Here is a 25,264-nt window from a genome sequence, read left to right as displayed (position 1 = left end):
TTATTATACAAGAAACCCCATCAAGCGTTTCACATTGTCGGTGTTTTCGCGGGATGTCAGCGACTCCAGCAAGGTGAATGCCACATCAAAAGCGGTCGAAGGGTTGTACGAGGTGATGACATTGTTGTCGATCACGATGGATTGGTCAGGGATGACATTGGCACCCATTGCTGCCAGCTGTTTTTGTCTCAATTGGTTGTTTAGATTATAGGTCGTTGCGTTTCGTCCTTGCAAAATCCCGCTTTTCCCGAGGGGCAGTGCGCCCACACAGATGGAGGCGATCACTTTGCCTTGTTTTTCAAATTCACGTATGAAAGCGAGAACGTCCCCGCGATAAGCATCTTCATAAAACCCCGCCTGCTCAAAACCGCCAGGCAGTGCCAGTGCATCGAAGTCATTTACATCCGCATCGTCGATCACCATTTCGGGGATTACGGTAAAATTCCACGTGCATTTCAGCTCTTTTCGCGTCCCGACGGTCACCAGCTCAGTTGTTCCGTCGCCCTCCTCCTTGTTCCAGCCGATTACATCTGTAAATACGCTAGCCTCCACTGCTTCAAAACCATTCGGTAATAACAAGCACACTTTTTTCATCGAAAATCAGCTCCCGTGTTCGAATCGTTCAAGCCGTACCGGTACTTACCAAGAATCATATGCTATCATTGGTTATTAGTAAAAATGAAAGTTCTGAAGATGATCTTCAGGATTTCTAATAATAAATATGTGGACAAGGGGGAGCGGGCATGGAGATTCGCCAATTTCAAACCTTTAAGGCAGTCGTCGATTTCAACAGCTTTACGAAGGCCGCACAAGCACTGCAATATTCACAGGCGACGATTACGTCCCATATTCAGCAGCTGGAAGAGGGAATGGGTGTCCCTCTGTTTGATCGACTGGGAAAGAAAATTCAGTTGACCGCCTATGGACGCGAGCTGTACACGTATGTTGAGGAGCTGCTGGTTTCGTATGCGAAGATCAAGGATATATCGGCGAATGAGCAATCACTGCAAGGCGAGCTGCGCATCGGGGCCTCGGAGACGATTACGATCTATCGGTTGGGTGACATTTTGTCCAAGTACAGAGCGAGCTACCCGGGCGTAAATATTTCATTTGTAATGGACGACTGCATTCGCTTGCGGGAAAAGCTGCATGAAGGTCTATTGGATATCGTGATCACGCTGGAGCCAAAGCTCGATGATCCGAATCTGGTCGTGGAGCCGTTCTCTACCGAGCGGCTGGTTTTTATCGGGGGGTGCGATCATTCGTTTGAAAAAATAGAGGATGCCGGCGAGGAATGTATGATTTTCAGCGGAGAGCATTGTGCTCTGCGGCGGTTTTTTCAACGTTTCTTGGAAAAAAGGGAGATCAAGCCGAAGCACCACCTGGAATTCTCCAGTATGGAAGCGATCAAGCAGAGTGTGGCGAACGGGCTAGGCGTGAGCTTGATGCCCTATATTAGCGTCGAAGCCTTGTTGAATGAGCAAAAAGTGAAAATGATAGCGTGCGAGGAAGAGCTGTTGTTTTATGCACAAATTGCCTACCATAAAAACAAGTGGCTTTCACGGGCGCATAAGAAGTTTATTGATTTCATGCTGGAAAGTCGGGATATCGGGTAAAGCGGCAACCAACCAGTCTGTTTTGGTCTAGAACCAGAGCAGGCTGTTTTTATTTTCGGAAAATTTCATAACTTGTTTGACATTCGTTTTTCTACAATGCTAAGATCGAAGTGAAAGTAAACGAAAGGTAAATAGGAACAAAACGAAACAATATAATTTATGATCGTAAGGAAGTGAAGTCATATGCTGGCAGCCGAACGGCACAGCAAGATCCTCGAACAATTGAAAGCAGAACAGAGCGTAACCGTCAGCCAATTGAGTCTGGCGCTGGATGTGTCTGAAGTAACGATCCGAAAAGATTTGATCAAGCTCGAAAACGATGGTCTGCTGACGCGCATTCACGGGGGCGCAACGATTACGAATTTCTTGCCATTGGAGCGCAGTTTCACGGAAAAGCTGGAAGAGAGAAGCGAAGAGAAGCAAGCGATTGCCCATCAAGCGCTGTCGCACATCCAGCCGGGTGATACGGTTATTCTCGGGGCAGGGACAACGATGATGGAGCTCGCCAAGCTGCTACGCGGCTTGAATGATCTGACGGTCGTGACGAATGCGGTCAACATCGCGATGGAGCTGAACAGTCAAGGCAAGCATCATGTCATCTTGATCGGTGGAGAGATGCGACACAAATCCTTTGCACTCGTTGGTTCTGTCGCAGCGGACAATTTGCGAGGACTGTCTGTCTTCAAATGCTTTATCGGGGCAGATGGGGTTCATCCGGAAAATGGGCTGACGACGCTCAATCTGGCAGAAGCGCAAATCAACCAGGTCATGATGGAACGCGCCAGAAAAGTCTACGTTTTGGCCGACCACAGCAAGTTCGGAGAGACGCATTTGGCGAAGTTCGCCGGGTTGTCCGATGTCGATCGGATTATTACGGATGCGGCGGCACAGCATCTTGTCAGTAAGTACGCGGAGTTGGGCATCAACCTGGAGCTGGCGAGCTTGCAGTGCGTGACCAGGTAAGCTACCAGATCAGAAAGGAAACGGAGGGATCGATATGGCGTTGGTATCATCGACACAGATGCTGCGCACAGCAAGGGAGCAAGGATATTGTGTGGGGGCATTCAACGTACACACGATGGAAATGCTCCAAGCAGTAGTGGAGGCGGCTTGCGAAGCAAATGCACCGCTCATTTTACAGACCACAGTTGGAACGGTCCGGCATCTCGGACCGGAGTATGTAGCAGCAATCGCCCGGGTAGCCTCTGATGAGGCCCGGGTGCCGATTGCCCTGCATTTGGATCATTGTCATGAAGAGGAGCTGATCATGCGATGTATCGAAGCGGGCTATACATCGGTCATGATCGATGCGTCGATGCATCCTTTTGCGGAAAATGCGGAGATGACGCGGCGTGTAGTGGAGCTGGCTAGGGAGCGCGGTGTCAATGTGGAGGCAGAGCTCGGCAAGGTCGGGGGCGTGGAGGACGATCTCGTCGTCGACGATGCAGATGCTGCGCTTGCTGACCCGATCGAGTGCGAGAGATTTATCGAGTTGACTGGCGTGGATACGTTGGCACCGGCCATTGGTACGGCTCACGGGATTTACAAGGGGGAGCCGCGCATTGATTTTGCTCGCATCGAAGAGATTGCCCGTCGTGTTTCTGTGCCGCTTGTGTTGCACGGCGGCTCGGGAATTCCCGAGGAGCAGGTGAAGCGGGCGGTTCAGCTCGGCATGGCAAAAATGAACGTAGCGACAGAGCTCCGTATCGCCTTTTCACAAGCGATCAAGGGTGTATTTGACAGCAACCCGCAGGAAAATGACCCGCGCACCTATATGAAGCAGGCCAAGCAGGCGGTCAAAGAAGTGGCTCTCGCCAAGATGGAGATGTGCGGTTGTGTTGGAAAAGCAAGTGTACGTTAATCCAAAAGGACAGGAAGGGACGATTTTACATGCGTATGAATCTCGATGATACAAAAGCACTGCGTGAACTGGATACGATTCGGGCACTGCAAGATACGGAAAGCTATGATGAGCAGTTTAAAACAGGATTACAATTATCTGATTATTTAGATGTGTCAAACATTTCTGTTAAAATTGAAAATATTGTGGTACTTGGCACTGGTGGCGGTTCGGCTGCGAGCGTCAATTTGATCAAGTCGTATTTGTTTGACGAACTGCAAGTGCCACTCCAATTAAATCAAGGCTACACCATCCCGGCTTTTGTAGATGCGAAGACGCTCGTCATCGTCGTTAGCCACTCCGGCAATACAGAAGAGGTCGTCAGCGGCTACGAATCGGCCATCGCCAAAGGAGCACAGACCGCTGTCATTACGGCGGGAGGAAAAGTATTGGAGCTGGCGCGTGAACACAATCATGCTTGCTTGATTGTACCTGGCGGAATGATGCCGCGGATCGTACTCGGCTACATTTTCCTGCCGATTCTCGCCATCCTGACGAAGCTCGGGCTGATTTCCGACAAACGTGCGGAGGTCGAGGAGACGATTGCCCTGTTCGAAAAGTGGAAGCACATCTACGGAACGGACTCTCCTATCGAGAAAAATGAAGCCAAACAAATTGCTATCGAGATGGATGGACTGATACCTGTCGTGTACGGAACGCTTCCGTTTTTCGATGCTCCTGCATGGCGTTGGAAAAACCAGCTCGGGGAAAACAGCAAGCTGATGGCATTTTGGAACGCCATTCCGAGTCTTCACCACGACGAAGCTGTGGGGTGGGACTCGCCGTCTGCACTGCTGAAGGGCGTACATTTTACACTCATTCGCGATCAGGAGGACAGCGAGAAGACGACCCAACGTGTAGAGATCAGCGCTGACATTTTGCGTGAGCGCGCTGGTGGGGTAAGGGTGGTTCATTCGCACGGCGTGTCCCGAATGGCTCGTTTGTTTTCCATCGTGTACTTGGCTGACTTCGTGTCGCTGTACGCTGCTCTGATTCGCGGCGTCGATCCAACCCCTGTAGAAGTGATCAATTTGTTCAAACAAAAAATGGGGCAGCCGCTCGTCACTGTGCAGGTGAGATAGCATGCTCGTAACGGTAACACTGAACGCGGCCATCGATAAGACGTATCGCCTCTCGCATTTTCGTTCTGGAGAGCTGCATCGTACGGCTGATGTACTGAGCTTGCCCGGCGGAAAAGGGCTAAATGTAGCGCGTGTAGCAAAAGCATTGGGGCAGGATGTAGTCGCAAGCGGTTTTGTCGCCGGTCACAACGGGAGGTTCATCACGGAAGGCTGCGAGCGTGAGGGGATTACGTCCTCCTTTATCGAAACGAGCGGAGAATCGCGACTGTGTCTCGCTTTTCTCGACGAACAGGAAAAAATGGTGACAGAAGTGCTTGAGCAAGGACCTGCACCCAGTGAAGAAGAGATCAGTCGCTTGCAAACGCGTTTGATCGAGCTGGCGGATCAGGCACAGTACATGGTTTTTTCCGGAAGCTTGCCAGGTGGCGTTCCAGCGGAAACATACGCTGCGCTCATCCGAGGTGTCGCCGGGAAAGGAACCGAATGCGTGCTCGATACGAGCGGCCAGGCCCTGCTGGAAGGAATAAAAGCAACACCCTCGCTCATCAAGCCCAATCGACCGGAAGCGGAAGCGATTCTCGGATTTTCGCTGGATAGCGATGATGCACGTTGCAGAGCGCTACGCGAGCTGCGTGAGAGCGGTGCCCAGCGAGTCCTTCTCTCGTTAGGCGAGGAAGGCGCGTGGTTTGGCGATGGCAAGGAGACGTGGCGTATTTCCGCGATCCCGTTAGCGGATACCGAAGTGAAAAATACAGTGGGCTGCGGTGATTCCATGCTTGCGGGTGTCCTTGTCGGAAGGCTGCGAGGCTTGGCTTGGCCAGATGCGATTTGGCTGGGGATGGCATGCGGCGCCGCGAATACACGGTCGTTTGGAGCGGGCATGATCGCGCCCGACGATGTGCAGAGGTTGAGAAGTCAGCCGATGCATGTGGAGCGAGTCGAGTAGAATAACGGGTTCAGAAGGGAGGAGTAGCATGCGCCATGTAATTGGCCTCGATGTCGGTGGTACGACAATGAAAGGGGCGGTCATGGACGAGAATGGGCGAATTCTCCTCCGGGCTGTCAAGGAGACAAAAGTTCATAACAACTTGCCCATCTTGATCGAGCGAATGGCTGCCTTGATTAACGAACTGCGGGATCAATCACCCGTTCAAATAGAGTCAGTAGGGATCGGATTTCCTGGTCCTTTTGATGCCGAAAATGGGATATCGGTTCACTCGCCCAACTTTCAATTGCATCAGGCAGACTTGCGGACACCACTCGCGAAGCTGGTGGAGCTGCCGCTTTTTTTTGAAAACGATTTACGGACAGCTGCGCTCGGAGAAGCCATATTCGGTGCGGGTCGCAAGGCAAGTCACCTCGTTTTCGTGCCGCTTGGTACAGGGGTGGGGGCAGGGATTGTAAACGAAGGCAAGCTGGTTCGGGGCAGTCACGGATTCGCGGGAGAGATTGGTCATGTGCGTTATCCAGGGCTTACGGCTCCATGTAATTGCGGCAAGCTAGGTTGTGTAGAGACAGTCGCATCTGCCACAGGTATTGCCAGATTGGCCCGTGAACGCTTGGACAAGGAGCTCGATGCAAATCCATGGCAAGCAAAAGCCTCTCCTCTGTTTACTCTGTGCGATGGACAGATTGAGCGGATTACGGCTGAGCAGGTGGCTACGGCAGTGGAACAAGGTGATGCGGTGGCGACCTGCGCATGGAACGAAGCGTGTGAAGTAACTGGCTGGGCTTTGTCTGTGTTGGTGAACGTGTGCAACCCGCAGCTCGTAGTGATCGGTGGTGGGGTTTGCCGGGCTGGGGAGCTATTGCTGGCCCCTGTACAAGCGAGTGTACAACGGTACGCCATGGAAGTCGTGCATCAACAGACTAAGATCGTTTTGGCCGAGCTCGGTGCAGATGCAGGAATGCTCGGTGCTGGTGCCTTGGCCCTGCAAGCAACGAGCAGGCAACAAGGAACCGTTAAATCGTGAAATTGTAAAAAGAGGAGTGTACATCGATGCATCAACGGTATGACTGGGCAAATCATCAGCTGCTAGAGCGAAATCGCTTGGCGGCGCGGGCTTACTTTTTGTCTTACCCGGAAGAATCGGGAGCACTGACATATGAAAGAGGCGCGACACCGTGGTTTCAATTGTTGAATGGGCATTGGCAGTTTGCATACGCAGAATCACCACTGCGTGTACCGGAAAACTTTTTTGCCGCCGATTATGATGCGACGGAGTGGGCCCGGATTCAGGTGCCGGGGCATTGGCAGCTGCAAGGGTACGGAAAGCCGCATTACACGGACTTGTACTATCCGTTTCCGGTCGATCCGCCGCATGTTCCGTCAGATAACCCGACAGGCTGCTATTTACGAGAGTTTACGGTAGCGTCTGCGTGGCAAAATCAGCAGGTAATCCTGCGATTTGAAGGAGTCGACAGCGCTTTTCATGTGTGGCTGAACGGGAAGGAAGTCGGCTACAGCCAAGGAAGCCGCTTGCCATCTGAGTTTGATGTGACGGAGCTGTTGCAGGAAGGCAGGAATCGCTTGGCTGTTCAAGTGTACCAATGGTCGGACGGTACGTATGTTGAGGATCAGGATATGTGGTACTTGAGCGGGATTTTCCGGGATGTTTCCCTGGTTGCCAGACCGAAGCTGCATGTGAGAGATCTGGCAGTCGTGACTGATCTGGATGATGAATTCCGCCATGGTGTGCTACGCGTACGTGTCCATCTAGAAAACAGTTCGGCAGCAGCTTATGATGGAGTGAGTGTGACGGCAAAGCTAATGGATCAATCTTACACGCTTGTCGCTTCGCTGACCGACACCGGAGCAGGCGAGCTGGCAGCCGGACAGGAAAAGGTCGTGACCTTGGAGCTTCCGGTGCAGGAGCCGAAAAAATGGTCGGCGGAGGAACCGAACCTGTATCACCTGCTGCTTGCGATTGAGCAGGAGTCGGGTGAAAAGACAGAAGTTATCCCGATTCGCGTGGGCTTCCGACGGATCGAAGTAAAAGGAAACAACTTCTTCGTGAACGGTGTAGCGATTCGCCTAAACGGCGTGAACCGCCATGATCATCATCCTGATCTCGGGCGTGCTGTCCCGTATGAAACGATGCGTGAAGACGTGCTCATGATGAAGCGGCACAACATCAACGCTGTTCGTACCGCCCATTACCCGAACGATCCGCGTTTTTACGATTTGTGCGACCAGTACGGATTGTATGTCATGGACGAAACTGATTTGGAGACACATGGTTTCCAGTTAACGGGCAACATTAGTCAGCTGAGCGATGATCCAGAGTGGGAGCAGACATACGTGGAGCGCATGGAGCGCATGGTGGAGCGGGACAAAAACCATCCGTCGATCATCATGTGGTCGCTTGGCAACGAATCCGGCTTCGGCTGCAATTTCCGGGCAATGGCCGCTTGGTGCCGACAAGCGGACCCGACTCGCCTCATTCACTACGAGGAGGATCGCGAAGCAGAGGTGTGCGACGTATTTTCCACCATGTACTCCTCAGTAGAAAAAATGATCCAGCACGGTGAAAATGAGCATCTGCAAAAGCCGCATATCATGTGCGAGTATGCGCATGCCATGGGCAATGGACCCGGTGGCTTGCGCGACTACGCCAATGTGTTTGACAAATATCAACGCTTGCAGGGCGGTTTTGTGTGGGAATGGATTGATCACGGCTTGCGCCAATATACGCCGGATGGGCGAGCGTATTATGCCTACGGGGGAGACTTCGGAGACTACCCGACGAATGGCAACTTCGTCATCGACGGTCTGATTCGTCCGGATCGCACCCCATCCCCTGGATTACTCGAATACAAAAAAGTGATAGAACCGATCGTCGTAGAAGCGACTGATTTGGAAAGCGGGCTCGTCACCATTACGAATCGCTATGATTTCCGCACGCTTGCGCACGTGAGAATGGTTTGGAGTGTGACAGCAGACGGACAAGTGGTGCAGAGCGGAACGCTGTCGCTGCCACATACAGAAGCAGGAAGTCGCACCATCGTAGTTGTTCCATACACCTTGCCTACGCAGGTACAGGATCGAACCGACTACTGGCTGACGCTCTCCTTTGTGCTAGCTCAAGATGAGAGCTGGGTACAGGCAGGACATGAGCTAGCGTGGGCACAATTTGCCTTGCCAGTGACCGCTGCCCAACAGGTTACGGGCGCTCCCTATCAGCCTGTGTTAGGCAGAGTGGATACGAAAGAAACGAAAACGGACGTCACCCTTACAGGAGCAGATTTTCAGTTCGTTTTTGACAAAGTGAGCGGTGTGCCGACGAGCTGGGTATTTGCAGGCAAGGAGCTGTTGGTGGCAGGACCTCGTCTCACGTTTTGGCGTGCTCCGATTGATAATGACATGTACGTAGTCGAAGAGTGGCGCAAGGTTTACCTGGATCGTTTGCAAAATCGAGTGGAGGAAGTAAGCATCCAGCAGGAACGAGAAGATCGGGTGGTCATTACCTGCGATGTACGGATTGCTCCGCCTGTATACGACTGGGGTTTTTCGTGCCGCTACACGTATACCGTGTTCGGAAATGGCGAAGTGCAAGTAGATGTTCAAGGCACACCCAAAGGCACCCCGCCAGCGATGCTGCCACGAATCGGCTTGAAGCTATTGGTTGCCAAAGAAATGGAGCGTGTCTCGTGGTATGGTCGTGGACCGGGAGAGGCGTATATCGACAGCAAGGAAGCCAATCGCATCGGGGTGTATCGCGCGAGCGTGGATGAGCTGTACACGCCGTATGTGTTCCCACAGGAAAATGGCAATCGCACGGACGTCAAATGGATGTCGATCACGGATCAGCGAGGCATTGGACTTTTCGCGATGGGTCAACCGACCTTGGAATTTAGCGCACTTCGCTATGATACGGACGATCTGGAGCAAGCAAAGCACACGACAGATCTCGTAAAAAGAGAGTATGTCACACTGCATCTCGATTATCGCCAAAACGGGCTGGGTAGCAATAGCTGCGGACCTGAGCAATCGGAAGAGCATGCCTTGCGTCCAGAGGAGTTTTTCTTCCAGATGAGGCTAACGCCTTTTTCGAAGGATACGATTTCTCCGGTTCAGTTATATAAGCGGAATTTGTGGGACTAACCGCTGATTGTTCTCGAAGGCATCGCCGAAACGTTGTACAATCTAGTTAAAGATTGAATAGTGCAACTAATCAAAATCCGGTGGTGGTTCTGTCACATGAAGTCATGGTCGCTCTTTCCGCGCAGAAGCATTCATGCCAAGCTGCTCGCTTTTATGCTGATTGCAGCCATTATTCCGCTGATTACGCTAGGGAGTATGGCGTATTGGAAATCGTCGATGGTCGTTCGCGAGCAATTTAGCAAGTCAGGCGAGTATATCGCGACACAGCTGCAAATCCAGATCGACAACTACCTGAGTCAAATGAGATACATGGCCTATGACATCAATACGTACGTGTCAGACCCGACATTGGTCGTCATGCGGGAGGAACAGCCGAAGACATACGCAGGTTTCCTGGAACAAAAAAACTTCGAGCGATACCTGGGGGCGCACCGCAACCTTGATACAAAAGGCATTTTTATCGTGACGCCCTCCGGTTACTTTTTCGGGGAAAATGTGATCAATGGACAGGAACTGATGCGGGAATGGTGGTGGAAGGGACTGCCCGCCAAGCTGGATGAGGAGCGATGGATCGGTTTTTACACACCGCGGCATTATGTCGGATTTCAGGATGAGGCGGAGCTGCGAAATCAGGAGAAGGTGCTCGGTCTAGTCGTTCCCGTTCTCAGCGGTTATGGCGTATTGAAGGATAGCCGGATATTGATCGAGATGAAAGCAGGCAAGCTGTTTCAGTTGTTTTCGCAGCTAGAAGAAGACATGAGTGCGTACGTGACGATTACAGCCAAAAATGGCGAGCTGATTTACCAGACCGCGGGTACGTTCGTCCAGCAAGAGAGCGATGTTGTCTGGAACAAGCCACTGGAGTCCAACAACTGGGTGATTCAGGTGCGCTTGCCGTACGAGCAAATGAACCGCTCTGCGGAAGTGATTCAATCCTTTTTTATCGCGGCCCTGATTCTTTCGGCTGTGCTGGCACTTCTTCTGGCGTATTTATTTTCCAGACGGATTACAGGCAAAATCAAACGACTTCAAGAAACGATGCGGCTGGTAGGAACGGGCGAGCTGCAAACGCGCGCAGAGGTAGACACAGAAGACGAGCTGGGGCGATTAGGGGTGAGCTTCAACCAAATGGTGAGGCGAATTCAGACGCTAATCGCCGAGGTGAGTCGCACCGAGCAGTTGAAAAAGGAAGCAGAGCTGCGAGCCGTTCACTACCAGATCAATCCGCACCTGCTGTTTAATACACTCAATTCCATCCAATGGAAAGCGAGATTATCAGGCGCCAATGAAATCGGCAATATGCTTTATCATCTCATCAAAGTGCTAGAGGGCAACCTCGACATCACGCAGGAGCTCGTCCCATTGGAAAAGGAACTGCAAACCGTTGAGCATTTTCTGCAAATCCAAGAGCTGCGGTATGGGCCTGTTTTTCAATTCCAACAGACCGGAGTAGAGGCTTCCCGTCGCTATTTGATCCCGCGAATGACTCTCCAGCCGCTTTTGGAAAATATCTTTTTCCACGCATTCGAAGACGGGCACGGAACGATCCGGATCAGTGTCAGTGAAAAAGAAGGGCTTGTGACGCTGTTGTTGCAAGATGACGGCGCAGGAATTGTGCCGGAGCGATTGGCCAAACTTCTCGATCCTGATCTGGAGCGTTCTAGCAAACGAGGACTCGGCGTGTACAACGTCGATCAGAAGTTCAAGCTTCATTTCCGTATGGAGCACGGCATGAAGATTTCATCTGTCAGAGGAGAAGGAACCACAATTCAAATCACATGGCCGAAAAGGGAGGAAATTCCTGATGAACATCAAGGTAATGATTGTGGATGACGAAGTGCTGGTGCGAAGAGGACTGAAGGCAATGGTGCCATGGAATCGCTACGGGATGGAAGTGGTAGCGGATGCACCGAATGGTCGCAAAGGCTGGGAGACTTTCCTGCAAATACAGCCCGAGTTGGTGATTACGGACATCGTTATGCCGGAAATGGATGGGTTGGAGCTGTGCAGGCGAGTGAAGGAGCACGCTCCACAAACAAAGGTGCTTCTACTCAGCTGTCACCGCGATTTTGCTTTTGCCCAGCAAGGAATTTCTCTCGGGGTGTCCGGATATTTGTTGAAGACCGAGTTCCAGGATGAGGAATGGGGTACGTTGTTGGAAAAGCTGCGGACTGAGCTGGTAGGCGAGAGTGCGAGACCTGAAAAAATTCGTGAACGCCCTGATGAATGGAAGCGGGAATTCGGTGCGTGGTTAACCGGTTTGAGCCGGGATTTCGAGCAAAGCTTGTCCTCCCTCCTGCAATCACACTGGTCGTGGATGAACGATTCCATGGGTGTATGGCTCTTGGAAGGGATGGGCAGCAGTGCAAATTGCGAGGAACAGGAGCGGGCATGGATTACACGGGAGCTGGACAGCCAATGGGAATGGATTGCATGCGGCGATATCCGTTTTTTGCTGACTCCCGCAAGTACTGGCAGGCAGGTAGAATCATTACTCGTGGAATGGAAGCTGGCTGGAAAGGTGACGAGCTGGGAGACAACCAGTCCGTTTGCTGGACTCGAACCGTGGATGCAGACGGTACGGATGCTTTACCAGCGCACGGAGCGGGCGCGCAAATACGGCGTCATTCAAGACCCGTGGCAGGAACCGATCAAGCAGGCTGTTCATTACGCGCTCGATCGTCTGGATACGCCATTGACGGTCAGTGAGGTAGCTTCACAAGTGGGACTGAGCCGCAGTCATTTTAGTGTGATGTTTAAAAAGGGAGTTGGCGAGAGCTTTGGCGAGTTCCTCGACAAGCGCCGGGTAAAAATGGCCCGAGCGATGCTGGGTGAAACAGCTCTGTCCATTCAGGAGGTAGCTGAGCGAGTCGGTCTTCCTGACGCGAAATACTTCAGCAAGTGGTTTAAAAAATGTACAGGGATGACCCCGAGCCACTACCGTTTCAAACAAAAGGAGGAGTCCAGTCGAACAATCGTCCACTCCACCGCCCAAACCTGAGCAAAGCGAAAAAAAGGAAACAAATTCACACACTATTGCGAACAGTTAGCGGTTTCACCGTTTTTTTCCCTTCATTACAATAAAGAAAACTGAGGGGCAAATCTAGGGGGGATCACAGATGAAAAAGGTTGCGTCAAAATGGATGGCAGCTGGCATGGCACTTCTTTTGGCCGTCGTAGCTGGTTGTTCACAAGCCCAGCCAGCAGGAACAGACGGCACGTCTAATAACACAGGTACGACAACGCCAGCATCGTCTGATAAAAAGGAAACGGTTACATTGCGTTTCGCGACATGGGATACGGACCAAATGCTGAAGATCCAACAAGATATCGCGAAACAATTCGAACAGAAAAATCCGGGTGTGAAGGTACAAGTCGAGGCATATGCAGATGGTTTTGATCAGAAGCTGGTAGCGGCATTCGGAGCGAAAAACCCGCCGGATGTCATGTACATGTGGGATTTCCCAACGTACCACGCCTCGCTCGAGCCATTGGATGAGTACGTAAAGAAGGACCCATCAGTGGCAATCGACGACTTTTACCAAGGCCTCTTAAACTATAATCGATTCGATGGAAAATTGTTCGGTCTCCCAGCGGGCTTCTCGACGCGGGTCGTATTCTACAACAAAAAGCTGTTTAACGAAGCAAATGTACCACTTCCGACAGACGACTGGACGTGGGATGATTTCAAATCGGCAGCCAAACAGCTGACCGTTCGCGACAAGAAGCAGTACGGCTTCGCTGTTCGTTCGGAGCCGGATACGTACGATTTGCAGCAGTTTGTGTGGAGCAACGGCAGCAGCTTTATTAGCCCTGATGGAAAAACCATCGAAGGCTACATGAACAGCAAGGAAACAGCAGAAGCCCTGCAAATTTTCAGTGATTTGACGAAAGACAAGAGCGCTTTGCTCGTCGGCGGCAAAAACCAGCAGAGCGGAAACGACTTGTTCAAAGCGGGCAAGCTCGCGATGTATGACAACGGCGTATGGTCGCTTGAGTCGTACAAGAAGGCGAATGTCGATTTTGGTACGGTCGTGATGCCGCAATTCCCTGGCAAGTCTGGTAAGGGTGTCATTGCAACCTCCTCTGTATCGATCGCCAAGGATTCCAAAAACAAAGAACTGGCTTGGGAGTTTTTGAAGTTCTTCGTTTCCAGTGATGCGATCAAGATGCGTACATCTGACTTGCCTGTGCGTATTAGTGTCGTACAAGAGAAGAAGCTCGATCAGGACCCGCTCTACGCGCCGTTTTATAAGACATTGGAGCAATCGACTGACACGCCAGCATTCCTGTTGAATCCACACTGGAACGAAATCAATCGGAATCTTTCCGCAGCGGTCAATGCGATCATGATGGGACAAAATGCCGAGGAGTTACTGAACAAGGCAGTCAAAGACTCCCAGAAATTCTTGAAATAACGGGAAGGGGTCAGGAAATTGAATACAGAGAGTGTCGTGACACACAAACAGTCTGCCATGACCGTTCAACCGAAAAAACTCAGGGGAAGGGCGTTTCTTACGCCCTATCTTTTTATCTTGCCTTGGATTCTCGGCTTTCTCGCTTTTACGTTGGGACCGATGTTGTTTTCGCTCGTCATGAGCTTTTTTGATTGGCCTGTCGTTGGTGAGGTTACGTTTGTCGGCTTGGACAACTACGTCAATATGTTTACGGACGATCCATTGTTTTGGCAATCGCTCTGGATCACGATTAAATTTGCGCTGTTGTTTGTACCGTTGAATTTGTTCGTTGCGTTGTTTTTGGCCATGATGCTGAATCAGAAGGTAAAAGGCAGCGGCTTTTTCCGCACAGTGTTTTACTTGCCGAGCGTGATTTCCGGTGTGGCGCTGGCGATGATTTGGGCGTGGGTGTACGACGGGGAATACGGTATTTTCAACTATTTGCTCAGTCTGGTTGGAATTACAGGTCCAGATTGGCTAAACGATACGTCGTGGGCACTCGTTGCCATGGTAATCGCCAGTCTGTGGGGGCAAGGCTCCATGGTATTGATATTCCTGGCGGGGCTCAAAAGCATCCCGGAGAGCTTGTATGAAGCGGCTTCGATTGATGGGGCAGGGGCGGTACAAAAGTTTTTCCGCATTACACTGCCGATGGTGAGCCCTACGATTTTGTTTAACCTGATTATGACGATCATTAGTGCGTTCCAGCAGCTGAGTCTAGCACTCCTGCTCACAGGAGGCGGACCGTTGCAGTCTACGTATTTCTATGCCATGTACGCGTATGACAACGCCTTCAAATATTTCAAGATGGGATATGCTTCGGCGAACTCCTGGTTTATGTTTGCGATCATCTTGGTATTGACCTTCCTCGTATTTAAAACGTCCGGCAAATGGGTGTACTACGAGGGCGACAATCGCAGGGGAGGGGAAGAAGCTTGATACGCAAAACGATCGCTTATGCGAGCTTGATCTTTTTCTCTTTCCTGTTTCTCGCACCGTTTTACTGGATGATCTCTACTGCGCTCAAGTCGGACGATGAGATTTTGCAGTATCCACCCAAATGGATTCCGGATGTACTGCATTGGGAGAACTTCGGGAATGCGTGGATGTCGCAGCCGTTTAATCTGTATTTGGAAAACTCGCTGACGGTGACGATCCTGACCACGATAGGTCAGTTGATATCGTCTTCGCTGGTCGCGTACGGCTTTGCCCGGTTTACGTTTAAAGGGAGAGACTTTCTGTTCATGGTCGTTCTGGCCACGATGATGATTCCGTGGGAAGTGACGATGATCCCGCTGTACATGGAGTTTAACTATCTTGGCTGGATCAACACGCTCAAGCCGTTGATTGTTCCTTCGTTCTTCGGGTCAGCGTTTTACATTTTCCTTATGCGACAGTTTATTTTGACCATTCCTCGTGAGCTGGATGAAGCGGCGCGTATTGATGGTGCTGGTTCGTTTCAGATTTACGTACGGATTATTATGCCGTTGATGATGCCTGCTCTGATTTTGGTGAGTGTATTCAACATCTTGGGCACATGGAACGACTATTTGGGTCCACTCATTTTCTTGAATGACCAAAGTCAGTACACGCTGACGCTGGGACTGGCGCAATTTAAAGGGATGTATGAAGTAGAGGCTACCGGGTTGATGGCGGTAACGTTCCTGATCTCGCTTCCGCCGTTACTCCTCTTTTTCCTCGCACAACGATATATCGTAGACAATTCAGCTGGCGTTGCTATTAAGTAGGAGTCTATCAAGTAAGGAGTGAGCAGAAGTGGGCAATCGGGCGAAGTGGGAAGGCTGGGCATGGTCATTTCATCAATTTGGTGAGCGATTGTTGCGGATGGCGGCAGCGCATCTCATGTGGGTGGTGTGCACGCTCATGGGAGGCATCGTCTTTGGAATCTTCCCAGCGACAGCTGCTCTACACGACGTGCTTAGCGGCAAATGGAATGACCGTGGGCTTCCGTCCGCCTTCTGGCATGCTTTTCGCCACTACTTCTGGAGGAGCCAATGGCTTGGCGCAGGGACGGTGCTAACGGGGGCAATTCTGTGGGTCGATGTGGTGTTTTTCCTTCGCATGGGCACGCTGTGGGGGCTCTCGATCGCGGCCGTTTTTGCGGGGATTGGATTCTTGCATGCGGCTACCTCTTGCCACGCTTTTTCCCTGCTTGTTCGGGAGGATGCAGACGTGAAGAGGATGCTCAAGCAATCGTTTTGGCTAGTCGCGGCTTTTCCGTTGCATTCGCTTGTCACGATGGGCGGCTTGCTCCTTCTCTTAATTCTCTTGCTGGCGATTCCCGTTTTGCCGATCTTGTTGGGAGCGAGCCTGCCTGTCTGGTGGATGAACGCCAGAATGAGCCGTCTGTTGGAAAAGCGCGATCGTAAAATATCGACCAAGCAACCCCGAGGTGAGACATATGCAGTTTGATTTAGGAATCGTTCCTTTTAGCCGATACGGGTCGTATCTCGTACTCTCGCGACTGGATAACGCCAAGCGAGCAGAAGGGCTGTATTTGCGCAATATTCGTGGGGGAGATAACCACGATGGCGCGATTTTTCGAATCGAAATGGTAGCCGATGGCGTGTCCATGCCTTTTGAGACGGAGGCTACACCAACCTTGCTACGTCTTTACGGGGAGAAAGGCGAAGTGAAGCTGTGCATGAGCGAGCCGCAGCTGGTGCAGGTACGTGGTCAAGGCGTTGGTTTGCGCCTGATGCTGGAATCGACGGCAGCAGATTATGCGATTCAAGCAGGAGCCGGATGCTGGGAAATCAATCACTTTTCCACGGAAATTCGTTTGCGAATGACTCCGCTTGCTGGAGCGCTGGTGGTCAACCCTACGAGGGCATCGCGTGAACAGCAAGTGAGCGTAACCTTTCTTCCCGACGAGGAAACTGGTGTCCTGGAAGGCGTTCTGGAGGAGTTCCACACTGTCTGGAAGGAACGCAGCTACCCTGGCTTTGCCGATGGATGGGCACAGGTAAAAAAAGAGTACGACGATTGGTTGGAACGGACACTCTCTGTATCTGAGGAGCATCGCGAAGGCTTGAACGAAGCAAGAGAACTCGCAGCATACATCACCTGGTCTTGTGTGGTGAGACCAGAAGGCTATCTGCCTCGGTCTGCGATGTACATGTCTAAAAACTGGATGACAAATATCTGGAGCTGGGATCATTGTTTCAATGCGATGGCACTGACGCGGGCAAGCTTGCCGCTGGCGTGGGATCAGCTCATGATCTTTATCGACAGGCAGGATGAAAGTGGTGTCTTCCCCGATTTTATCAATGATCGGTATGCGTTGTGGAATTGCTGCAAGCCTCCGATTCACGGCTGGACGCTGCGCTGGATGCTGGATCGGAACGATGCGATTACAAACGAGATGCTGGAAGAAGTGTATGAGCCGCTTTGTCGCTGGACCGATTGGTGGTTCCGTTACCGCGATGATGATCAGGACGGGATTCCGCAGTACAATCACGGCTATGACTGCGGCTGGGACAACAGCACGATTTTCCTCGATGGGGCGCCAATCGAAAGCCCGGATTTGCCTGCGTATTTGATTCTGCAAATGGATGTGCTGGGGGATTTGGCGAAGAGGCTGGCCCGTACCGAAGAGGCAGCGAAGTGGCAGGAAAAGGCCGAAATGACGCTGCAACGGCTCCTGGAGAAGCACTGGAATGGCGAAAACTTCTTCGCGACCCACTCGGGAAGCGATCAGCCTACCCAAGGAGACAGCTTGATTCGCTATATGCCTCTCGTGCTTGGCGAAAAGCTGCCGCAGGACATCCGGGCCAAGTTGATTGCGGACTTGCAGGAGCGATTCTTGACAGAGAATGGATTGGCTACGGAGAGTCCAACCAGCTCCTTTTACCGCGCTGATGGCTACTGGTTAGGTCCGATCTGGGCGCCAGTGACGATGCTCTTGGTCGATGGATTGAGGCGAGCAGGCGAAGTAGCATTTTCTCAGGAGATTGCCAGACGTTTTTGCCGAATGGCAGCACGCAGTGGGATGGCGGAAAACTTCGATGCGCTGACAGGTAATGGACTGAGGGACCGGGCCTTTACGTGGACGTCCAGCGTGTTTTTGATGCTGGCGCATGAGTATGTGTAAGTAGTTTCATTAGAAAAAACAAGTGGGCATGATGGATGAAAAATCGCATCATGCCTGTTGCTTGTTTACAGCACTTTACTGAGAAACGCCTTGGTTCTTTCATGCTGGGGATTGTCAAAAAGCTCGGCAGGCGTGCCTTCTTCGACGATATATCCGCCATCCATGAAAATCACGCGATCGGCTACTTCACGGGCAAAGCCCATCTCATGTGTAACCACGACCATCGTCATTCCTTCTTTGGCCAAATCCTTCATCACCTGAAGAACCTCTCCGACCATTTCTGGATCGAGTGCAGAGGTAGGCTCGTCGAACAGCATGATGTGAGGGTCCATGGCAAGCGCACGGGTAATGGCTACGCGCTGCTGTTGACCGCCTGACAGCCGATCTGGATACACGTCTCGCTTGTCCGCCAAATCTACTTTTTTCAGCAATTCCAGCGCCTTTTGTTCATTTTGTTGGCGCTCTGAATTTCTGACGTGCTTGGGCGCGAGCATAATGTTTTCCAAAACAGTGAGATGCGGGAAGAGATTGAACCGCTGAAACACCATGCCGACACGCTCTCGCAGCTTGTTAATGTCCACTTTGGGGGAGGTAACCTCCATGCCCTCAATGGTGACTTTGCCAGATGTCACCTCTTCCAACTGGTTCAGACAGCGCAGAAACGTACTTTTTCCTGACCCGGAGGGACCGATGACACAGACGACTTCGCGCTCTTCAATGGTAGTCGAGATGTCTTTTAAGACTTCCAACGAGCCAAAGCTCTTTTTCAAATTCTCTACATGAATCATTTCGCGAACCTCCTCTCAAGGGAACGGGATAGCAGACTGAGGATGTATATCATCAGGAAATAGAAGACTGCTACTACAGCCCAAATTTCGAATGAGCGGAAGTTGCTAGAAATGATAATCTCACCACTGTTCATCAGTTCACGGATACCAATGACCGTTAAGAGCGACGTGTCTTTTAGCGTCACGATGAATTGGTTGACGAAAGCAGGAATCATGCGGCGAACAGCCTGGGGCAAGATAACCAGGCGCATGGCTTTTCCGTGCGTGAGTCCCAGGGAGCGTGCAGCTTCCATCTGCCCTTTGTCGATGGAGAGAATCCCTCCGCGGAAAATTTCAGCCAGGTACGCTCCGGCATTGAGGCTGAGCGCAAGAATACCTGCGGTTGTCTCTGGAATTTTGATATCAAGGACAGGCGGTAATCCAAAATAAATAAAGAAGATTTGAACCAACAGCGGTGTGCCGCGGAGAAAGTCAACGTAAGCGGTTGCAATGCCGCGGAGAACCTTTGAGCGGCTTGTGCTCATCAACCCAAAAAGCAATCCGATTAAGAGAGCAAAAAACAGGGAAATAACCGTTATTTTTAACGTGACCACAGAGCCTTGGGCCAAGACAGGAAGTGCATCGACAATGACATCCCAACTACTGCTCATTTGGACAACTCCATTCTTTCTAAGGTGAAAAAAAGGCGCGTCTTGCGCCTTTTATTTCGTGCTCAGGTATGTGTTGATGATTTCGTCGTATTTCCCGTTCTCTTTCAGCTTTTTCAGACCGGAGTTGAGTTTGTCCTGCAGCTCTTTGTTCCCTTTTAAAACTGCGATGCCGTAGTGATCACCATTGAGACGATCGCCTACAATTTTTAGTTTGGATGCAGGGTCTACCGTAATTTTATACGAGATAACTGGGTAGTCCTCGATGGTCACATCAGCATTGCCGTTTTGAACCTCTTGGAACATGGAGGGGCTATCGTCGAAGTATTTGACAGTCGCTCCGTACTTTTTCCCGAGCTCATCAGCAAAGGTCGCGCCAGTCGTGCCTTTTTTGATGGCAATTGTTTTGCCAGCCAAATCTGCCTCTCCATTGATCGTTGTGTTGTCCTCACGTACGACCAGGGAAAGACCTGCTTGATAGTAAGGTTCAGAGAAATCTAAAATTTCTTTGCGCTTATCCGTGATGCTGATCCCTGCAATGGCACCATCCAATTGCTTCGCTTGAACAGCCGGGATGATTCCTTTGAAGTCCATCGGCTTAATTTCTACCTCAAAGCCTTCTTCTTTGGCGATGGCATTGATTAGGTCGATGTCAATTCCCACGTATTTACCGTCTTTTTCAAATTCAAAGGGTGGATATGTTGCATCTGTACCAAATACGTACTTCTTCGCGCCGGATTGCCCAGATGTTGTGGCAGCCTGATCCGTGCCAGTGCCACACGCACTTACCGTGAGTGCCAACAAACTAGAAACAACAGCAAACATTAGTTTTTTCATAAATTACCCCCAAGTATATTTATGATAGATATGATATGGACATGAATATAGTAATATAGAAAAGTCTGCAAAGTCAAAACAAACTGAAAGTAATTATTATCCATAATTGTATGATCAAGCGCTAAGTGCGATAACAGAAAAGTTTTTTCATACCTGCTATAATGGTAGCAAACGTATACAAGGGATGGGAAAAACGATGAAGCACGTCACCATATTGATCGCAGACGATGAAGCGGAGATTGCTGAGCTCGTTGCCTTGCATGTGAAAAAAGAAGGTTACCACACAATTATCGCAGCGGATGGAAAGGCAGCACTCCAAGCTGTGCAGACACATTCGATTGATTTGGCGATCCTCGATATTATGATGCCTGGGCTGGATGGCTATGAGGTCACCCGCCTCATTCGTGAACAGCACAATATGCCGATTATCTTTTTGAGTGCCAAGACGTCCGATCTGGATAAAATTTCGGGATTGGTGATGGGCGCAGATGATTATATGACTAAACCATTCAATCCAATGGAATTGGTCGCCCGTGTGAATGCCCAGCTGCGACGCTTTAAGCAGCTGAATCAAGCAGCAGTAGCAGTAGCGAGTAACAAGGTCTTAGAGGCAGGTGGACTTGTCATTTATCCAGAACAGCGAACCGTGAGCCTGTACGGAGAAACGATTGAGTTAACGCCGAAAGAGTTTGATATTCTCTACCTGCTGGCCAGCTATCCAAAGAAGGTATTTAGTGCGGACAACATTTTCCAGCAGGTGTGGGGCGAAGCGTACTATGAAGGCTGCAATACAGTCATGGTCCACATTCGCACCTTGCGAAAGAAGCTGGGAGAAGAAAAAACCAAGAACAAGTGGATCAAAACGGTCTGGGGCGTGGGGTATTCCTTTCATGGATAGTATGATACGAAGCTTTCGGTTCCAAATGGTCAAGCTTTTGGGCTTAAGTCTGCTTCTATCCGGTGCGGCTACCTATGTGATCTTTAAAGCGCTACAGCTTTACTATCGAACACAGGTAAAGTACGAAAGCTTGTTAGCAGCGATTCGCTATTTTATGCGAGAAATAGGGGACATTTACTTCTTTCTGATTATTTTTGTTCCACTAGCCATATTGTTTTTCTATTTGTTAACCAAACGGTATGCCCTCTATTTTCAGGAGATTTCCAGAGGGATTCATCATCTTGCGAGTGGTGACTTTACCCATCATGTCCACATACCGTCGGATGATGAGTTCGGGGATATTGCCAAGGACATCAATCAGGCGGGTGAAAAATTGCAGGAAGCTGTACAAAGAGGAGATTTTGCCGAAAGTAGCAAGGATCAGCTGGTTTTGAACCTGGCGCATGACCTGCGGACGCCGCTGACTTCTGTTTTGGGGTATTTGGACATCATTTTGCGGGACGAGCAATTGACGGTGGAACAAGCCAGGCATTACACGACTATTGCTTTTACGAAGTCACAGCGTTTGGAAAAGCTGATCGATGAGCTCTTCGAAATTACGAGAATGAACTACGGCATGCTCACTATCCAACAGAACCTTCTTGATTTGAGTGAATTACTCATGCAGTTAAACGAGGAGCTATACCCTTCCTTGGAGAAAAATCAGTTGGAAACCAGAATGAATGTGGCCTCACGATTGACGGTTCACGGAGATGGCGAACTCTTGGCACGCGTTTTCGAGAATATCATGACCAATGCCATCCGTTACGGACAAGATGGTCAGTTTGTTGATATCAACGGTTTTTTGGAGCGCGACGAGGTCGTTGTACAGGTGATTAATTATGGCAACGAGATTCCCGAGGAAGATTTGCCGCGTCTTTTCGACATGTTTTACACGGGAGACAAGGCACGCAGCCATCAAAACGGTAGTACAGGTCTTGGGTTATTTATTGCCAAAAATATCGTCGAGCGCCACGAAGGGACGATTTCTGCCGAGAGCAATTTGATCCGGACGATTTTTGAAGTACGGTTACCATACGCACAGCCCTGATCGGGTGACGAGCCAGGGTGGAACCTGCAAACGAAAAAGAAATGACTAGCAGATGTCGCTGCTAGTCATTTTTCTATTAGTCTCGAACTGATTTTAATGCCGTTGACCAACTAATCACTTGATTTAACATGTCGTTTACATGTGGGATGTGCAATTCGGATGGTTTAAACACCGTGTAATTTTCAAAATCAGTAAATAGATTGAAGGCAGGTTGTGTACGAACGTCGGCAACCTGCAATTCCCCCAGGATTCCACGTAAGTGCTCTGCTGCACGAGTTCCGCCTGATGAACCATAGCTGACGATACCAGCCGCTTTGTTGTACCATTCCTTGCGGGCGAGGTCGAGTGCGTTTTTTAATACCCCTGTGATGCTGTGGTTGTATTCGGCGGTAACGAATACGAATCCATCCAGGCTGGATAGCTTTGCTGCCCATGCGGCTACTTGTTGCTCACCACTCGGATCGCCAAAGAACGGTAAGTGAAAGTCCGCAATATCAACGATTTCATACGCTGCATCTCCTCGTTGATCGGCAACTCCTTTGAGCCACGCACCTACTTGGGGACTGACTCGGCCTGGGCGAGAGCTGCCCAGAATAATCCCGATTTTTAAGCTTGAAGTACTCATGGTTCGTTCCTCCTTATGCGGCTTAGTTTAATCGTAGTTCCTTGGATCAAACATTATGCTAAAAAAATGGCGCAACTGTAAAGCCCCTCCAGATGCGGCCTCGGAGTCTTATGAGTAATGAATCGAAAGAAAGTTCCAGTAAAATAAATAGCCAGTATACAGGATGGAGAGTACCGCTGCTGCACTATTCGCTATCTTCCAGCGATCGCGCTCCTTGACTGTTCCAATTCGCAGGAGCAAATAAGCGGCGACGGCCAACGAAACAATCGGCAGGGATGCGACAACCACTTGGTAGAAGGCCGGGTAGCCGTATACCAGTGCTCCGTTCGCATAGGTGAACTGGATGATAAAAAATAAGCTATGAAGCAGAGCCATAATCGGAACGATCGTCGAAATGGTGTACGATTGTTTGCGCCATTTGCGTAGCCCGAAACGAGCGATCCAGACGAGCGAAAGAAGGATAAACACGATTCCGGGAATCACATACAGAGCCGTTAGAACAGACGGACTTTCGATGAAGGAGATGCGAGGAAGCGAAAAGTTCATTGGTCCTGTCATATAAAAATTCCCTTGTTCCTCGTGAAAATATAGCTGTTCCTCACCGCCGATCTCTTGAAAGAAATGATCGTCTACCTGTACAAACTTTTTCTCAAGGGATTGCTGTCCTTCATTCTGGAACAAACCAGTCACGGAGATCGTCTGCGCGTCCAATGCCTTCACTGTGTAGGTGTAGCTGCTGAGCAGCCGAAGCCCTTTGCCCCAGCCATTCTCGGGCGTCAAGGTAAGCAGATATTGACCTTCCAGATTTTTTAACTCGTCTATGGTTCCATCAACAGGAGTTAGGGGCTTGCGGACTTGATCTGTCAGTAGCTTATCGGTAAATGCGTTCACGACCTTGCTGTGTAGCTCCAAGCCAGCATGCGTGGCGTTCACCGTAACAAAGATGCCGAGTGATTCTGAGGGAATCAGCACCATTTTCGAGGTAAAGCCATCAATCCCACCATTTGCCCATAGAGTAGGAATGCCGTTTTTCGTCTCTCCTTTAAAAAAGCCGTAGCCGATCCCATACATGCGTTTATGGGCTGCGAATTGCTGGGCATGCATAAGCTGGACAGTTTCTGGTTTTAGCAGAGATGTGCCGTTATAGCTGCCGCCCGAAAGATGGGCGATCATATAGGGAGCGAAGTCGATTGGTGTCATATTAGCCGCGCCACTTCCCGGAAAAATAATCCCCGAGTAAGGAATGGTTTGATAGCCGTTTCCGTCGTAATAATAGCTTTTAGCCAGATTGCTCCTGCCCTGCGGGAGATACAATTCGGCGGAATCCATACCTAACGGGCGGAAGATATTCTCCCGCATATAGTCATGCAAAGATTGACCGGAAGCTTGTTCGACTACACTTCCTAACAATCCGGTGCCCGCATTACTGTATTGAAATTTGCTGCCTGGTGTGAAAATCGTCTCCTGCGACTGAAGCGTTTCATTTACGGTCTCGGTCGAGAATTCCGGTATCACACTCTGGCGGTTGTCTCTTTTATAAATCTTTTCATCTAGGCCGGCTGTATGTGTGAGCAGGTGGTGGAGTGTGATCGGGCCGTAACGATTATTGGAAATTTTGTAGTCTTTTACTACGGTATTCAAATCTTCGCGTAAGGAAAGCTTGCCTTGTTCCACTAGCTGCATCGCAGCAGTAGCAGTAAGCGACTTGGTCACGGAACCGATTCGAAACACCGTACGCTCAGGATCAACGGGGATTTGCTGTTCGACGTCGGCAAAACCATAGCCTTTTCTAAAAATGATGCGATCTCCCTGGGTAATGACAATGGCTGCACCCGGGATATGCAGGTTGTTCATTTCATTTTTCATGAGGGGATCAACTACTTGCTCGATGGAAGGAGCAGTAAGCGGCGAGCGAGCATTGACCACAGATAGGGGCTGTATCAGCATGAGGCAGGATACGAGAAGAACGGCAAACCATTTTCGTAGAGCAAATAATGTCATGTTCATCACCTTTCGCGTTTAGCGTCAGTCAATTGTTGTAAGCCAGCGACAGGGATGAGTATAGGACGATGAGTATCACGGAGAGAAGTAACAGAATGTCATTGT

Annotated in this window: 22 protein-coding genes; 16 read left to right on the top strand and 6 right to left on the bottom strand. The window is 50.4% G+C overall.

The window, feature by feature from the left end:
- Positions 1–3 precede the first annotated feature (3 nt).
- Positions 4–594: a DJ-1/PfpI family protein gene (locus ACKKE8_RS31055; RefSeq protein WP_409176384.1), complete on the bottom strand. Its 591-nt coding sequence runs from the start codon at positions 592–594 to the stop codon at positions 4–6.
- A gap of 149 nt (positions 595–743) precedes the next feature.
- On the opposite strand from ACKKE8_RS31055, the gene ACKKE8_RS31050 reads away from it, so the two are divergent.
- The 14 genes from ACKKE8_RS31050 to ACKKE8_RS30985 all read left to right on the top strand — a co-directional run bounded on the left by ACKKE8_RS31050 (position 744) and on the right by ACKKE8_RS30985 (position 18,273).
- Positions 744–1,616 (top strand): LysR family transcriptional regulator, encoded by an 873-nt coding sequence (locus ACKKE8_RS31050; protein ID WP_409176383.1) that lies wholly within the window; start codon positions 744–746, stop codon positions 1,614–1,616.
- 183 nt (positions 1,617–1,799) lie between these two features.
- Positions 1,800–2,579: a DeoR/GlpR family DNA-binding transcription regulator gene (locus ACKKE8_RS31045; protein WP_409176382.1), complete on the top strand. Its 780-nt coding sequence runs from the start codon at positions 1,800–1,802 to the stop codon at positions 2,577–2,579.
- 34 nt (positions 2,580–2,613) lie between these two features.
- Entirely contained in the window at positions 2,614–3,477 is an 864-nt protein-coding gene (gene fba / locus ACKKE8_RS31040; RefSeq protein WP_409176381.1) for a class II fructose-1,6-bisphosphate aldolase, read from the top strand.
- A gap of 29 nt (positions 3,478–3,506) precedes the next feature.
- Positions 3,507–4,598, top strand: a complete 1,092-nt coding sequence (locus ACKKE8_RS31035; protein WP_409176380.1) for a bifunctional phosphoglucose/phosphomannose isomerase — start codon at positions 3,507–3,509, stop codon at positions 4,596–4,598.
- A 1-nt stretch (position 4,599) separates the two neighbouring features.
- Positions 4,600–5,544, top strand: a complete 945-nt coding sequence (locus ACKKE8_RS31030; protein ID WP_409176379.1) for a 1-phosphofructokinase family hexose kinase — start codon at positions 4,600–4,602, stop codon at positions 5,542–5,544.
- 28 nt (positions 5,545–5,572) lie between these two features.
- Positions 5,573–6,571 (top strand): ROK family protein, encoded by a 999-nt coding sequence (locus ACKKE8_RS31025; RefSeq protein ID WP_409176378.1) that lies wholly within the window; start codon positions 5,573–5,575, stop codon positions 6,569–6,571.
- A 26-nt stretch (positions 6,572–6,597) separates the two neighbouring features.
- Complete coding sequence (gene ebgA / locus ACKKE8_RS31020; protein ID WP_409176377.1) at positions 6,598–9,702, top strand: beta-galactosidase subunit alpha; 3,105 nt, start codon at positions 6,598–6,600, stop codon at positions 9,700–9,702.
- A 96-nt stretch (positions 9,703–9,798) separates the two neighbouring features.
- Positions 9,799–11,535: a sensor histidine kinase gene (locus ACKKE8_RS31015; RefSeq protein ID WP_409176376.1), complete on the top strand. Its 1,737-nt coding sequence runs from the start codon at positions 9,799–9,801 to the stop codon at positions 11,533–11,535.
- Positions 11,507–12,703: a helix-turn-helix domain-containing protein gene (locus ACKKE8_RS31010; RefSeq protein WP_409176375.1), complete on the top strand. Its 1,197-nt coding sequence runs from the start codon at positions 11,507–11,509 to the stop codon at positions 12,701–12,703. Before ACKKE8_RS31015 ends, ACKKE8_RS31010 begins: the two co-directional genes overlap by 29 nt.
- Positions 12,704–12,821: 118 nt before the next feature.
- The gene (locus ACKKE8_RS31005; protein ID WP_409176374.1) at positions 12,822–14,120 is read left to right on the top strand and encodes an ABC transporter substrate-binding protein; all 1,299 of its coding nucleotides are present in this window, start codon (positions 12,822–12,824) and stop codon (positions 14,118–14,120) included.
- Between the two features lie 57 nt (positions 14,121–14,177).
- Positions 14,178–15,098 carry a carbohydrate ABC transporter permease gene (locus ACKKE8_RS31000; RefSeq protein WP_409179232.1) on the top strand — a complete coding sequence of 307 codons (921 nt, stop codon included), beginning with the start codon at positions 14,178–14,180 and terminating at the stop codon, positions 15,096–15,098.
- Positions 15,095–15,907 carry a carbohydrate ABC transporter permease gene (locus ACKKE8_RS30995; protein WP_409176373.1) on the top strand — a complete coding sequence of 271 codons (813 nt, stop codon included), beginning with the start codon at positions 15,095–15,097 and terminating at the stop codon, positions 15,905–15,907. Before ACKKE8_RS31000 ends, ACKKE8_RS30995 begins: the two co-directional genes overlap by 4 nt.
- 28 nt (positions 15,908–15,935) lie before the next feature.
- On the top strand, positions 15,936–16,592 hold the full coding sequence (locus tag ACKKE8_RS30990) for a YesL family protein (RefSeq protein WP_409176372.1): 657 nt from the start codon (positions 15,936–15,938) through the stop codon (positions 16,590–16,592).
- Positions 16,582–18,273, top strand: a complete 1,692-nt coding sequence (locus ACKKE8_RS30985; protein ID WP_409176371.1) for an amylo-alpha-1,6-glucosidase — start codon at positions 16,582–16,584, stop codon at positions 18,271–18,273. The genes ACKKE8_RS30990 and ACKKE8_RS30985 overlap by 11 nt, the downstream gene beginning before the upstream one ends.
- A gap of 65 nt (positions 18,274–18,338) precedes the next feature.
- On the opposite strand, the gene ACKKE8_RS30980 is transcribed toward ACKKE8_RS30985, so the two are convergent.
- Genes ACKKE8_RS30980 through ACKKE8_RS30970 form a run of 3 tightly spaced genes read right to left on the bottom strand, consistent with a single transcriptional unit; the run spans position 18,339 to position 20,545 of the window.
- Complete coding sequence (locus ACKKE8_RS30980; RefSeq protein WP_409176370.1) at positions 18,339–19,061, bottom strand: amino acid ABC transporter ATP-binding protein; 723 nt, start codon at positions 19,059–19,061, stop codon at positions 18,339–18,341.
- Positions 19,058–19,711 (bottom strand): amino acid ABC transporter permease, encoded by a 654-nt coding sequence (locus ACKKE8_RS30975; RefSeq protein ID WP_409176369.1) that lies wholly within the window; start codon positions 19,709–19,711, stop codon positions 19,058–19,060. The genes ACKKE8_RS30980 and ACKKE8_RS30975 overlap by 4 nt, the downstream gene beginning before the upstream one ends.
- Before the next feature lie 51 nt (positions 19,712–19,762).
- The gene (locus tag ACKKE8_RS30970) at positions 19,763–20,545 is read right to left on the bottom strand and encodes a transporter substrate-binding domain-containing protein (protein WP_409176368.1); all 783 of its coding nucleotides are present in this window, start codon (positions 20,543–20,545) and stop codon (positions 19,763–19,765) included.
- A gap of 196 nt (positions 20,546–20,741) precedes the next feature.
- On the opposite strand from ACKKE8_RS30970, the gene ACKKE8_RS30965 reads away from it, so the two are divergent.
- The gene (locus ACKKE8_RS30965; RefSeq protein ID WP_409176367.1) at positions 20,742–21,443 is read left to right on the top strand and encodes a response regulator transcription factor; all 702 of its coding nucleotides are present in this window, start codon (positions 20,742–20,744) and stop codon (positions 21,441–21,443) included.
- Positions 21,436–22,533 carry an ATP-binding protein gene (locus ACKKE8_RS30960; protein ID WP_409176366.1) on the top strand — a complete coding sequence of 366 codons (1,098 nt, stop codon included), beginning with the start codon at positions 21,436–21,438 and terminating at the stop codon, positions 22,531–22,533. Before ACKKE8_RS30965 ends, ACKKE8_RS30960 begins: the two co-directional genes overlap by 8 nt.
- Positions 22,534–22,609: 76 nt before the next feature.
- On the opposite strand, the gene ACKKE8_RS30955 is transcribed toward ACKKE8_RS30960, so the two are convergent.
- Both ACKKE8_RS30955 and ACKKE8_RS30950 read right to left on the bottom strand, forming a co-directional pair.
- Positions 22,610–23,158 (bottom strand): NADPH-dependent FMN reductase, encoded by a 549-nt coding sequence (locus tag ACKKE8_RS30955; RefSeq protein ID WP_007720322.1) that lies wholly within the window; start codon positions 23,156–23,158, stop codon positions 22,610–22,612.
- 108 nt (positions 23,159–23,266) lie between these two features.
- Positions 23,267–25,159 carry a serine hydrolase domain-containing protein gene (locus tag ACKKE8_RS30950; RefSeq protein WP_409176365.1) on the bottom strand — a complete coding sequence of 631 codons (1,893 nt, stop codon included), beginning with the start codon at positions 25,157–25,159 and terminating at the stop codon, positions 23,267–23,269.
- Positions 25,160–25,264: the final 105 nt, after the last annotated feature.

Source organism: Brevibacillus fortis (genome assembly GCF_046196545.1).
GTDB classification, from domain to species: Bacteria; Bacillota; Bacilli; order Brevibacillales; family Brevibacillaceae; genus Brevibacillus; species Brevibacillus fortis_A.
This window is presented reverse-complemented; position numbering and strand designations above follow the sequence as displayed.

Bases quoted from the DNA above. Each gene is read 5' to 3' on its own strand.
- ACKKE8_RS30970 (WP_409176368.1), bottom strand. From the start codon at position 20,545: ATGAAAAAACTAATGTTTGCTGTTGTTTCTAGTTTGTTGGCACTCACG.
- ACKKE8_RS31010 (WP_409176375.1), top strand. From the start codon at position 11,507: ATGAACATCAAGGTAATGATTGTGGATGACGAAGTGCTGGTGCGAAGA.
- ACKKE8_RS30975 (WP_409176369.1), bottom strand. From the start codon at position 19,711: ATGAGCAGTAGTTGGGATGTCATTGTCGATGCACTTCCTGTCTTGGCC.
- ACKKE8_RS31055 (WP_409176384.1), bottom strand. From the start codon at position 594: ATGAAAAAAGTGTGCTTGTTATTACCGAATGGTTTTGAAGCAGTGGAG.
- ebgA (WP_409176377.1), top strand. From the start codon at position 6,598: ATGCATCAACGGTATGACTGGGCAAATCATCAGCTGCTAGAGCGAAAT.
- ACKKE8_RS31025 (WP_409176378.1), top strand. From the start codon at position 5,573: ATGCGCCATGTAATTGGCCTCGATGTCGGTGGTACGACAATGAAAGGG.
- ACKKE8_RS30985 (WP_409176371.1), top strand. From the start codon at position 16,582: ATGCAGTTTGATTTAGGAATCGTTCCTTTTAGCCGATACGGGTCGTAT.
- ACKKE8_RS31000 (WP_409179232.1), top strand. From the start codon at position 14,178: ATGACCGTTCAACCGAAAAAACTCAGGGGAAGGGCGTTTCTTACGCCC.
- ACKKE8_RS30965 (WP_409176367.1), top strand. From the start codon at position 20,742: ATGAAGCACGTCACCATATTGATCGCAGACGATGAAGCGGAGATTGCT.
- ACKKE8_RS31005 (WP_409176374.1), top strand. From the start codon at position 12,822: ATGAAAAAGGTTGCGTCAAAATGGATGGCAGCTGGCATGGCACTTCTT.
- fba (WP_409176381.1), top strand. From the start codon at position 2,614: ATGGCGTTGGTATCATCGACACAGATGCTGCGCACAGCAAGGGAGCAA.
- ACKKE8_RS30955 (WP_007720322.1), bottom strand. From the start codon at position 23,158: ATGAGTACTTCAAGCTTAAAAATCGGGATTATTCTGGGCAGCTCTCGC.
- ACKKE8_RS31050 (WP_409176383.1), top strand. From the start codon at position 744: ATGGAGATTCGCCAATTTCAAACCTTTAAGGCAGTCGTCGATTTCAAC.
- ACKKE8_RS30950 (WP_409176365.1), bottom strand. From the start codon at position 25,159: ATGACATTATTTGCTCTACGAAAATGGTTTGCCGTTCTTCTCGTATCC.
- ACKKE8_RS31030 (WP_409176379.1), top strand. From the start codon at position 4,600: ATGCTCGTAACGGTAACACTGAACGCGGCCATCGATAAGACGTATCGC.
- ACKKE8_RS30980 (WP_409176370.1), bottom strand. From the start codon at position 19,061: ATGATTCATGTAGAGAATTTGAAAAAGAGCTTTGGCTCGTTGGAAGTC.
- ACKKE8_RS30960 (WP_409176366.1), top strand. From the start codon at position 21,436: ATGGATAGTATGATACGAAGCTTTCGGTTCCAAATGGTCAAGCTTTTG.
- ACKKE8_RS31045 (WP_409176382.1), top strand. From the start codon at position 1,800: ATGCTGGCAGCCGAACGGCACAGCAAGATCCTCGAACAATTGAAAGCA.
- ACKKE8_RS31015 (WP_409176376.1), top strand. From the start codon at position 9,799: ATGAAGTCATGGTCGCTCTTTCCGCGCAGAAGCATTCATGCCAAGCTG.
- ACKKE8_RS31035 (WP_409176380.1), top strand. From the start codon at position 3,507: ATGCGTATGAATCTCGATGATACAAAAGCACTGCGTGAACTGGATACG.